Genomic DNA, 10,804 nt, shown 5'->3' with positions numbered 1-10,804 from the left:
ACACTCAACGCCGCCACAGCGCACTCAGCGGCCTACCACCCATCAGCCGCCTGTAACCAACGTTATGGCCGGGTACACCTAGCGGTTTGGTTTGCGACGACGCCCGCCGCTGGCGGAGAGGGGCGGGCCGACGTTTCGGGCGTCCCCTCTTTAAGCTGCACCACTACGAGGCGTGCGGTGTCGCGCATACCGTTGCCCGTGTCACTGACGGCTGCCGTGGCCGCGGCGCTGCGTGGCGCGCTGGACCGGGCTGAGGTCGCCTACGATGCCGGCGGCAGTCGGCTGCGTCCCGCAAGACATCGCATTTGAAAAGACCGACGCCGCAACGGGACTCGGCGAGCCTCGCCCCGTTCCGGGGCAGGGAATTGTTCGTGTCTCACAATGGATCTCACAACGGGATGTGACAAACTTTCCGCCGAATACTCGGGACCTTGGCAACAACAGGGGTCCCGGGGCCCATTTCGATCCCGAGGACACCAAAGTCACGACGTAATCGACTACGAGAACGGACTTGTGGTGCTCCGTCAAAATCCATCAGTCGAAGAGACGTCGACCGGCGCGCCGGGACAGGTGAAGGTTGGCACACCCAGGGGCAGCGTGACGCAGCTTGCCAACGGTTCCGTTCGGATCAAATACGACGCGGGCAACTTCTTCGCACCAGGAGGCATTACGGCCGACCCCAACGGGCCTTTCGCGGGTCATACCGTAACCGTCAAGGTGACCTCGTCTTCATGCCCGGCTCGGGCGAGCGTTACACGGGCGTCTGCGCCGTCATGGTGAAGGCTCCGGGAAAGTGGGGTGAAGCCGGCCGCGGCATGTTCATCGGTAGCTTGGCAGCGCCTCTGCCGCCATTCGTGTTCATTCCAGCCTTCGCCGTCGCGCACGCGATAGGCCCGATCTGAATCCGTCGTCGACCCTCCTAGCGGCGAGTATCTCCGGAAGACAGACCCCTGCCAGCTACTATCGCTTGGGTGTCGGACGGCGAACAAGCAAAACCGCGTCGCCGCCGAGGGCGGCGCCGGCGTCGTGGCGCTGCCGCTGCGACCGAGGACAACAACAAGGACGTCCAAGCGGCCGGCGACTCGGCGGCAACCAAATCGCGCCGATCGCGCTCGCCGCGCCGGGTGCCGGAGCGGCTTCGCACGGTGCACGAAACGTCGGCCGGCGGATTGGTCATCGACGGGATCGACGGGCCGCGCGACGAGCAGGTCGCGGCGCTGATCGGGCGCATCGACCGGCGCGGGCGGATGCTGTGGTCGCTGCCAAAGGGCCACATCGAGATGGGCGAGACCGCCGAACAGACCGCCATCCGTGAGGTCGCCGAGGAGACGGGTATCCGGGGCAGCGTGCTGGCCGCGCTCGGACGCATCGACTATTGGTTCGTCACCGACGGGCGCCGCGTGCACAAGACCGTGCACCATTATTTAATGCGCTTCTCCGGCGGCGAGCTGTGCGACGAGGACCTCGAGGTCGCCGAGGTCGCGTGGGTGCCGATCCGCGAGCTGCCGTCCCGGCTCGCCTACGCCGACGAACGCCGCCTGGCCCAGGTCGCCGACGAGCTGATCGACAAGCTGCAGAGCGACGGCCCCGCGGCGCTGCCGCCGCTGCCGCCCAGCTCGCCCCGCCGACGCCCGCAGACGCATTCGCGCACCCGCCATTCCGACAAACCCGTCGCGGGCCGCAAGAACGGTCACGGGCCGGGGCCGTGAGCGCACCGCGACTCTGCTGGACCGGCTTGTTGCGCCTGGCCGCGGTGGTCAGCATCGTGACCGGTTTTGCGGTGCTCACCGGGCCGGCGGCGCCGCGCGCCGACGCCGGCGAACCGTCAGACACGCCGTTCGTCCGCGTCCGCATCGACCACGTGACCCCCGACGTGGTCACCACGACCAGTCCGCCCGTCGTCACCGTCAGCGGAACCGTGACCAACATCGGCGACCGCCCCGTGCGCGACGTGATGGTCCGCCTCGAACACGCCGCGGCGGTCACCTCCTCAGCGGCCCTGCGCACCTCGCTGGACGGCAGCACCGACCAGTACCAGGCGGCCGCGGACTTTCTCACGGTGGCGCCCGAGCTGCCGCGCGGCCAGCAGGCGGGTTTCACGCTGACGGCGCCGCTGCGCTCGCCGGCCAAGCCGTCGCTGGGCGTCGACAAGCCCGGTATCTATCCGGTCCTGGTCAACGTCAACGGCACGCCCGACTACGGCGCCCCCGCCCGCCTCGACAACGCGCGCTTCCTGCTACCGGTAATCGGCGTGCCTCCCGACCGCGCCGACGACCTGGACGCCGCCGTCGCGCCAGACACCTCCAAGCCGGTGTGGATCACCATGCTGTGGCCGCTGGCCGACCGGCCCCGGCTGTCCCCCGGCGTGCCCGGCGGCACCATCCCGGTCCGGCTGATCGACGACGACCTGGCCGCCTCGCTCGCCAAGGGCGGCCGGCTGGACACCCTGCTGTCCGCCGCCGAGTTCGCCACCAGCCACGACGTCGACCCCGACGGCGCCGTCGGCCGCGCGCTGTGCCTGGCCGTCGACCCCGACCTGCTGGTCACCGTCAATGCCATGGCGGGCGGCTATGTGGTGTCCAATTCCCCCGACGGGTCGGCCCAGCTGCCGGGCACGCCGACGCACCCGGGCACCGGTCAGGCCGCCGCCACCGACTGGCTCAACCGGCTGCGCGCGCTGGCCCACCACACCTGCGTGGCGCCGCTGCCGTACGCCCAGGCGGACCTCGACGCCCTGCAACGCGTCAACGACCCCGGCCTGAGCGACATCGCCACCCACGGCGTCAGCGGGATCGTCGACCGCATCCTCGACGTGCCGTCGACCCGAGGGGCCACGCTGCTGCCCGACGGCCCGCTGACCAGCGGCGCGGTCAACCTGCTTAGCGCCGACAGCACCGTCGCCATCGCCGCCGGGCACCTGTCCGCCCAGGAATCCGGCGGCGAGACCCCCGCCAACGTCGACACCGCCCCCCGGCGCCTGTCGCCGCGGGTGGTGATGGCGCCGTTCGACCCGGCCGTCGGCGCCGCGCTGGCCGGTGCCGGCAGCGACCCCGTCGCCCCCACCTACCTGGACCCGTCGTTGTCGGTGCGCCTTTCGCACGACTCCGACACCGCGCGTCGCCAAGACGCCCTGGGCTCGATCTTCTGGCACCCGCTGCAACACGACGCCGCGCCCCGCACCCAGCTGCTGGTCCCGCCGGCCACCTGGGATCTGCAGGCCGACGACGCGCAGGCCATGCTGACCGCGCTGGCCACCTCCATCCGCTCCGGCCTGGCCGTCCCGCGGCCTCTGCCGGCGGTGATCGCCGAGGCCGCCGCCCGCAACGAGCCGGCCGATCAGCCCGGCGGCTACGACTCCGGGCGCGGCCGCTTCACCAACGACGTCACCGCCGGCATCGCCGGCCAGGTCGGCCGCCTGTGGGGCCTGACGTCGGCGCTGACCACCGACGAACGCACCGGGCTGACCGGCGTGCAGTACACCGCGCCGCTGCGCGAAGACATGCTGCGCGCGCTGAGCCAGTCCGAGCCGCCCGACACCCGCAACGGGCTGGCCCAGCAGCGGCTCGCGGTCGTCGGCAAGACAATTAACGACCTGTTCGGCGCGGTCACGATCGTCAACCCCGGCGGCTCCTACACCCTGGCCACCGAGCACAGCCCGCTGCCGCTGGCGCTGCACAACGGCCTGGCCGTCCCGATCCGGGTCCGGCTGCAGGTCGACGCGCCACCCGGGATGACCGTCACCGACGTCGGGCAGATCGAGCTGCCGCCGGGCTACCTGCCGCTGCGGGTGCCCATCGAAGTGAACTTCACCCAACGCGTCGCCGTCGACGTGACCCTGCGGACACCCGACGGCATGAAGCTGGGCGACCCGGTTCGCCTGTCGGTGCATTCCAACGCCTACGGCAAGGTGCTGTTCGCGATCACGCTGACCGCCGCGGCGGTGCTGGTGCTGCTGGCCGGGCGCCGGCTGTGGCACCGGTTCCGCGGCCAGCCCGACCCAGCCGACCTGGACCGGCCCGACCCACCGCACCCCCGACCCACCGACCTGCACGACGAGATCGAGGATCGGGTCGAGCAAAAGCCCCGCGTATGAACCCCGCCTACCGGCCGGCGCGCCCGCAGCCGCCCCCGGCACGGCCGTCACGCCCCGGTCCGCCGACCGGCCCGCTGCCCCCGGTGCCCGAGCTGGCCCGCCGCCGCGCCGAACTGTCCGACGCCGCCCTGGTCTCGCGCTCGTGGGCGATGGCGTTCGCCACCCTGGTCAGCCGCCTGACCGGCTTCGCCCGCATCGTCGTGCTGGCCGCGATTTTGGGCGCGGCGCTGTCGAGCGCCTTCTCGGTGGCCAACCAGCTGCCCAACCTCGTCGCGGCGCTGGTGCTGGAGGCGACATTCACCGCGATCTTCGTGCCGGTGCTGGCCCGCGCCGAGCAGGGCGACCCCGACGGCGGCGCGGCGTTCGTGCGTCGACTGGTCACCCTGACCACGGCGATGCTGCTGGTCGTCACGGCGCTGTCGGTGCTGGCCGCGCCGCTGCTGGTGCGGCTGATGCTGGGCCGCGCCCCGCAGGTCAACGAGCCGCTGACCACCGCCTTCGCCTACCTGCTGCTGCCGCAGGTGCTCGCCTACGGGCTGACCTCGGTGTTCATGGCAATCCTGAACACCCGCAACGTGTTTGGGCCGACGGCGTGGGCGCCGGTCGTCAACAACCTCGTCGCGCTGGCCACCCTCGGGGTGTACCTGGCGGTGCCCGGCGAGCTGTCGGTCGACCCGGTCAAGATGGGCAACGCCAAGCTGCTGGTGCTGGGCATCGGCACCACGCTGGGCGTGTTCGCGCAGACGGCGGTGCTGCTGATCGCGCTGCACCGCCAGCACGTCAGCCTGCGCCCGCTGTGGGGAATCGACCAGCGGCTCAAGCGGTTTGGCACCATGGCCGGCGCGATGGTGCTCTACGTGCTGATCAGCCAGCTGGGCCTGGTGGTCGGCAACCAGATCGCCAGCACGGCGGCCGCCTCGGGGCCCGCGATCTACAACTACACCTGGCTGGTGCTGCAGCTGCCGTTCGGCATGATCGGCGTGACCGTGCTGACGGTGGTGATGCCCCGGCTCAGCCGCAACGCCGCCGCCAACGACACCGCGGCCGTGCTCGGCGACCTGTCCCTGGCCACCCGCCTGACACTGATCACGCTGATCCCGATCGTCGCGTTCATGACGGTGGGCGGCCCGGCGATCGGCAGCGCGCTGTTCGCCTACGGCAACTTCGGCGGGGTCGACGCCGGCTACCTGGGCGCGTCGATCGCGTTGTCGGCGTTCACCCTGATCCCCTACGGGCTGGTGTTGTTGCAGCTGCGCGTGTTCTACGCGCGCGAGCAGCCCTGGACCCCGATCGTGATCATCCTGGTCATCACGGCGGTCAAGATCGTCGGCTCGGTGCTGGCGCCGCACCTCACCGGCGACCCCAAGCTGGTCGCCGGCCTCCTCGGCCTGGCCAACGGCATCGGCTTTGTGGCCGGCGCCGTCGTCGGCTACTACCTGCTGCGGCGCGCCCTGCTGCCCAAGGGCGGCCAGCTGATCGACGTCGACGGGCTGCGGACGATCCTGGTGACGATCGTCGCCTCGATGCTGGCCGGCCTGCTGGCGCACGTCGCCGACCGGCTGCTCGGGCTCGGCGGGCTCACCTCCGCGTACGGCGCGGCCGGTTCGCTGCTGCGGCTGCTGATGCTGGCAACGATCATGCTGCCGATCATGGCGACCGTCATGTTCCGGGCGCGGGTCCCAGAGGCGCGCGCCGCCCTGGACGCGGTCCTGCGCCGCGCGTCGGGCCGCGGCCTGGCCACCAGCCCGCCGATAGCTTCCGGCAAACGGGCTGCGCGGGAGGGATCGTCTCGGCGGCCCGGCGTCACGTACCCTGAGCAGAGGAATTCGTCCCCGCCGGGGGTTGGTGCGGTCCAGGAGCCGATCCGGCGCAGGCCTCCGGAGCGGGTAGCCAGCGCCCGGATAGCGAAAGGACCGGAGGTGACCGACCGCCCAGTGGATAGCGCACCCAGCGCTGGATCCGGCGTGGGATCGGGAGCCAAGCTGCCCGCCGACCGGGCACGGCCGGTCGCCGACGACTTCCAGCCCGACATCCCGCAGGGCCACGCGCCCGAGGAGCCGGCCCCCCGCATGCACGAGCGGCCGAACGGCGATTTGCCGAAAGACGCCGCCCGCGGGCCGATCCCGTTCGATGCGCCCCGCGAGCGCGGCGGCGAGTCGGCGGCGCCCGCCGAGGACGTCCACCTGGTTCCTGGCGCCCGCATCGCCGGTGGCCGCTACCGGCTGCTGGTCTTTCACGGCGGCGCCCCTCCCCTGCAGTTCTGGCAGGCGCTGGACACCAAGCTGGACCGGCAGGTGGCGCTGACCTTCGTCGATCCCGACGGCGCCCTGCCCGACGAGGTGCTGCAGGAAATCTTGGCCCGCACGCTGCGGCTCAGCCGGGTCGACAAGCCCGGCATCGCCCGCGTGCTCGACGTCGTCCACACCGGCTCCGGCGGCCTGGTGGTCGCGGAATGGATCCGCGGCGGCTCCTTGCAGGAGGTCGCCGACACCTCGCCGTCGCCCGTCGGCGCCGTGCGGGCGATGCAGTCGCTGGCCGCCGCCGCCGAGGCGGCCCACCGCGCCGGCGTCGCCCTGTCGATCGACCACCCCAGCCGGGTGCGCGTCAGCATCGAGGGCGACGTGGTGCTGGCCTACCCAGCGACGATGCCCGACGCCAACCCGCAGGGCGACATCCGCGGCATCGGCGCCGCGCTGTATGCACTGTTGGTCAATCGGTGGCCGCTGCCGGAATCCGGGGTGCGCAGCGGCCTGGCACCGGCCCAGCGGGACGCCTCGGGCAATCCCGTCGAACCGATGGCCGTGCACCGCGACATCCCGTTCCAGATTTCCGCGGTCGCCGTCCGAGCGGTTCAGGAAGACGGCGGAATACGCAGCGCCTCAACGCTTTTGAACCTGCTCCAGCAGGCCACCGCGGTCGCCGACCGCACCGAAATCCTCGGCCCGATCGACGATTCCCCGCCACCGCCTAGCCCCCGGCCGTCGACCGGGCAGGAGTACGCGACCTTCGCGCGGCGCCGCCGCAACCTGCTGATCGGTCTCGGCGCGGCCCTCGCAATCATCGTCGTGGCCCTGCTGGTGCTGGCGTCGGTCGTCAGCAAGATCTTCGGCAACGTCGGCGGCGGCCTCAACAAGGAGGAGCTCGGGCTCAACGGGCCGTCCTCGTCGGCCACGTCGTCGACGACCAGCTCGGCGACCGCCGGGAGCGTCGTCAGGCCGACCAAGGCGTCCGTCTATTCGCCCGACGGCGACGCCGATAACCCGGGTCAGGCGGGGCAGGCGATCGACGGCGACCCCTCCACCGCCTGGTCCACCGAGATCTACACCGACGCCGTGCCGTTCCCCTCTTTCAAGCAGGGCGAGGGGTTGATGTTGCAGCTGCCCAAGCCCACAGTGGTGGGCCAGGTGACCATCGACACGACGAGCACCGGGACCAAGGTCGAGATCCGCTCGGCATCCACGCCATCGCCGGCGTCGCTGAACGACACGACCGTGCTGGCGCAGGCGTTCCCGCTCAAGCCGGGCCACAACGTCATTCCCGTCAGGGCCGGCTCGCCGACGTCGAACCTGCTGGTGTGGATCTCCACGCTGGGCACCACCAACGGCAAGAGCCAGGCCACCATCTCCGAAATCACGGTTCAGGCCGCCTCCTAACGGACGCTCACAGATCGGTGCGTTGGTGAAGTGCTGCCCGACCACCGATTCGTTACTGTCCGGCCGTGGGGTTCGGGAGCGGGGATTTCCGGGTAACAGGCCGGCGCGAACGCAGTGACGCCGAGCTGCTGGCGGCCCACGTCGCCGGCGACCGGGAGGCCTTCGGCGAGCTGTTTCACCGCCATCACCGACAGCTACACCGGCTGGCCCGGCTCACCACCCACTCGCCCGAAGACGCCGAAGACGCGCTCCAGGACGCGATGCTTTCGGCGCACCGGGGCGCAGGATCGTTCCGGCACGACGCCGCCGTCGGCAGCTGGCTGCACCGCATCGTGTTCAACGCCTGTCTGGACCGGCTGCGCCGCGCCAAGGCCCACCCGACCGCCCCGCTCGAGGACGTTTACCCGGTGGCCGATCGCACGGCCCAGGTCGAGACGGCGATTCTGGTGCAACGCGCGCTGATGCGGCTTCCCGTCGAGCAACGGGCCGCGGTGGTGGCCGTCGACATGCAGGGTTATTCCGTCGCCGATACGGCCGCGCTGCTCGGCGTCGCGGAGGGCACGGTCAAGAGCCGATGTTCCCGTGCCCGGGTTCGCCTCGCCGAGCTGCTCGGCTACCTCAACGCCGGCGCACCGCGGGCCGCCGGCCACGCCCCCTGAGACGCCGGGCCGCGCCGCGCGTGGCCTTCGCTGCGCGCATGACGGACACTGGGGCGGATGGGTGCAGCCGACAACGCCTCCGCGGGCCATTCCGACGCGGAACCGCCCCTGACGGTCGAGCTCCTCGCCGACCTGCAGGCCGGTCTGCTCGACGACGACTCGGCGGCCCGCGTGCGCCGACGGGTCCGACAAGACCCCGAGGCGGAGAAGACGCTGCGCGCGCTGAACCGGGTGCGTTGCGACGTGGCCACGATGGGCTCCGACCCGGGCTCCGCGCCCGACGTCCCGCCCGAGGTCGTCGCCCGCGTCTCGGCGGCGCTGGCGTCGGCGAACGACAGCGGTGCCGCCCATTCCGCCCGGCCGCGCCTGCGCCCCACCCGGCTCGTCGCCGCCGTGGCCGGGATCGGCGCGGCGCTCGCGGCGATCGGCCTGGGCACCGCGGCGCTGATCACCGCGCCCGAGCCCACGCCCAGCACGCCGGCCACCGCCGAGCACATCACCGTCTCGACGCCCCCCATGACGGTTCCGCTGGCGCCGAGCGAGATCGTCGCGCTGGTCCACCAAAGCCCCGACTTCGGCCCGCTCAGCGACGCCTCCCGGCGCGCCTCCTGCCTGACCGGGCTGGGATACCCGGCGGCCGAACGGGTGCTGGGCGCGCGCCCGATCGAGATCAACGCACGCCCCGGCGTGCTGCTCGTGCTGCCGGGCGACACGCCCGACAGCTTGTCGGTGTTCGCGGTGGCCACGAACTGCAGCGCCGCCGACACCGGGCTGCTGGCCAGCACGCAGGTCCCCCGGCCCTAGCGGCCGGGCGCGGCGGGTCGCCGCCATCACACCTCACCTAGTGTGGTGCCAACACCACGGGAACAGCCGCGCCTACCCTGGCGTTCAACGACGTAGCTTCCGCACCGAAAGGCTCGCATGACTGCCGCGACTTCCGCTTCCCACGACACCGTCCACGATGTCATCATCATCGGTTCTGGCCCCGCCGGCTACACCGCGGCGCTGTACACCGCGCGCGCGCAGCTGGCGCCGCTGGTGTTCGAGGGCACGTCGTTCGGCGGCGCACTGATGACCACGACCGAGGTGGAGAACTACCCCGGATTCCGCGACGGCATCACCGGCCCGGAATTGATGGACCAGATGCGCGAGCAGACCCTGCGGTTCGGCGCCGACCTGCGCATGGAAGACGTCGAGTCGGTGTCCCTGGAGGGCCCGATCAAGTCGGTCACCACCGCCGAGGGCGAAACCCACCACGCCCGGGCCGTCATTCTGGCCATGGGCGCCGCGGCCCGCTACCTGCAGGTCCCCGGCGAGCAGGAGTTGCTGGGCCGGGGCGTCAGCGCCTGCGCCACGTGCGACGGGTTCTTCTTCCGCGACCAGGACATCGCCGTGATCGGCGGCGGCGACTCCGCGATGGAAGAGGCCCTCTTCCTGACCCGCTTTGCCCGCAGCGTGACGCTGGTGCACCGACGCGACGAATTCCGGGCGTCGAAGATCATGCTCAACCGCGCCCGCAACAACGACAAGATCACGTTTGTCACCAACGCCGTCGTCGTCGCCGTCGAGGGCGACACGACGGTCACCGGATTGCGCTTGCGCGACACCATATCTGGCGAAGAATCGACCCTCGCGGTGACTGGTGTCTTCGTCGCGATCGGCCACGAGCCGCGTTCTGCGCTGGTGCGCGACGTGATCGACGTCGACCCCGACGGGTATGTACTTGTCAAGGGCCGCACCACAAGCACCACGCTGGACGGGGTTTTCGCCGCCGGCGACCTGGTGGACCGCACCTATCGGCAAGCGGTCACCGCCGCGGGCAGCGGCTGTGCGGCGGCCATCGACGCCGAGCGATGGCTGGCCGAGCACGAATCCGAGGCGCCGGACGACGGCGTCGCGTCCGGAAACACCGAGGGTACCGACACATTGATTGGAGCACCACGATGACCAGTGCCGAAAAGAGTGGCGCCACAATAGAAGTCTCCGACGCATCGTTCTCGTCGGACGTGCTGTCGAGCAATAAGCCTGTGTTGGTTGACTTTTGGGCGACGTGGTGTGGGCCGTGCAAGATGGTCGCTCCGGTACTCGAGGAGATCGCCAACGAGCGCGGCGAGCAGCTTACGGTCGCCAAGCTCGACGTGGACGCCAACCCGGAGACGGCGCGCGACTTTCAGGTGGTTTCCATCCCGACGATGATCTTGTTCAAGGACGGCCAACCGGTGAAGCGCATCGTCGGCGCCAAGGGCAAGGCGGCGCTGCTGCGCGAGCTGTCCGACGCGGTTCCCAACCTCACCTAGCGCTTCTTCACCCCCACCACGCCGTGCCCCCGCTTAGCCTGGGGTTTTCCGGAAATTGAGAAGCGTCTGCGACAATAGCGGCTAGCTGCTGCCCGTTCAGCC

Annotated in this window: 8 protein-coding genes; all 8 read left to right on the top strand. The window is 71.1% G+C overall.

Going from position 1 to position 10,804, the window contains the following annotated elements; translation table 11 throughout:
* Window positions 1-731 precede the first annotated feature (731 nt).
* Window positions 732-902 carry a hypothetical protein gene (locus AWC19_RS29625; protein ID WP_158090851.1) on the top strand — a complete coding sequence of 57 codons (171 nt, stop codon included), beginning with the start codon at window positions 732-734 and terminating at the stop codon, window positions 900-902.
* Window positions 903-971: 69 nt separating this feature from the next.
* A complete protein-coding gene (locus AWC19_RS08900; protein WP_085077696.1) occupies window positions 972-1,709 on the top strand; it encodes an NUDIX hydrolase in 738 nt (245 codons plus the stop codon).
* On the top strand, window positions 1,706-4,093 hold the full coding sequence (locus tag AWC19_RS08895; protein ID WP_085077695.1) for a DUF6049 family protein: 2,388 nt from the start codon (window positions 1,706-1,708) through the stop codon (window positions 4,091-4,093). Before AWC19_RS08900 ends, AWC19_RS08895 begins: the two co-directional genes overlap by 4 nt.
* A gap of 149 nt (window positions 4,094-4,242) precedes the next feature.
* On the top strand, window positions 4,243-7,746 hold the full coding sequence (locus tag AWC19_RS08890; protein ID WP_425436891.1) for a murein biosynthesis integral membrane protein MurJ: 3,504 nt from the start codon (window positions 4,243-4,245) through the stop codon (window positions 7,744-7,746).
* Window positions 7,747-7,811: 65 nt separating this feature from the next.
* Entirely contained in the window at window positions 7,812-8,405 is a 594-nt protein-coding gene (gene sigM / locus AWC19_RS08885; RefSeq protein WP_085077693.1) for an RNA polymerase sigma factor SigM, read from the top strand.
* Window positions 8,406-8,462: 57 nt separating this feature from the next.
* Complete coding sequence (locus tag AWC19_RS08880) at window positions 8,463-9,209, top strand: hypothetical protein (protein WP_085077692.1); 747 nt, start codon at window positions 8,463-8,465, stop codon at window positions 9,207-9,209.
* Window positions 9,210-9,326: 117 nt separating this feature from the next.
* The gene (trxB, locus tag AWC19_RS08875) at window positions 9,327-10,352 is read left to right on the top strand and encodes a thioredoxin-disulfide reductase (protein WP_085077691.1); all 1,026 of its coding nucleotides are present in this window, start codon (window positions 9,327-9,329) and stop codon (window positions 10,350-10,352) included.
* A complete protein-coding gene (trxA, locus tag AWC19_RS08870; protein ID WP_085077690.1) occupies window positions 10,349-10,702 on the top strand; it encodes a thioredoxin in 354 nt (117 codons plus the stop codon). Before trxB ends, trxA begins: the two co-directional genes overlap by 4 nt.
* Window positions 10,703-10,804 lie beyond the last annotated feature (102 nt).

The organism is Mycobacterium palustre, assembly GCF_002101785.1.
Lineage (GTDB): Bacteria > Actinomycetota > Actinomycetes > Mycobacteriales > Mycobacteriaceae > Mycobacterium > Mycobacterium palustre.
This window is presented reverse-complemented; position numbering and strand designations above follow the sequence as displayed.

Excerpts from the sequence above, each read along its gene's own strand:
- trxB (WP_085077691.1), top strand. The coding sequence starts at position 9,327 with ATGACTGCCGCGACTTCCGCTTCCCACGACACCGTCCACGATGTCATC.
- AWC19_RS29625 (WP_158090851.1), top strand. The coding sequence starts at position 732 with ATGCCCGGCTCGGGCGAGCGTTACACGGGCGTCTGCGCCGTCATGGTG.
- AWC19_RS08880 (WP_085077692.1), top strand. The coding sequence starts at position 8,463 with ATGGGTGCAGCCGACAACGCCTCCGCGGGCCATTCCGACGCGGAACCG.
- trxA (WP_085077690.1), top strand. The coding sequence starts at position 10,349 with ATGACCAGTGCCGAAAAGAGTGGCGCCACAATAGAAGTCTCCGACGCA.
- AWC19_RS08890 (WP_425436891.1), top strand. The coding sequence starts at position 4,243 with ATGGCGTTCGCCACCCTGGTCAGCCGCCTGACCGGCTTCGCCCGCATC.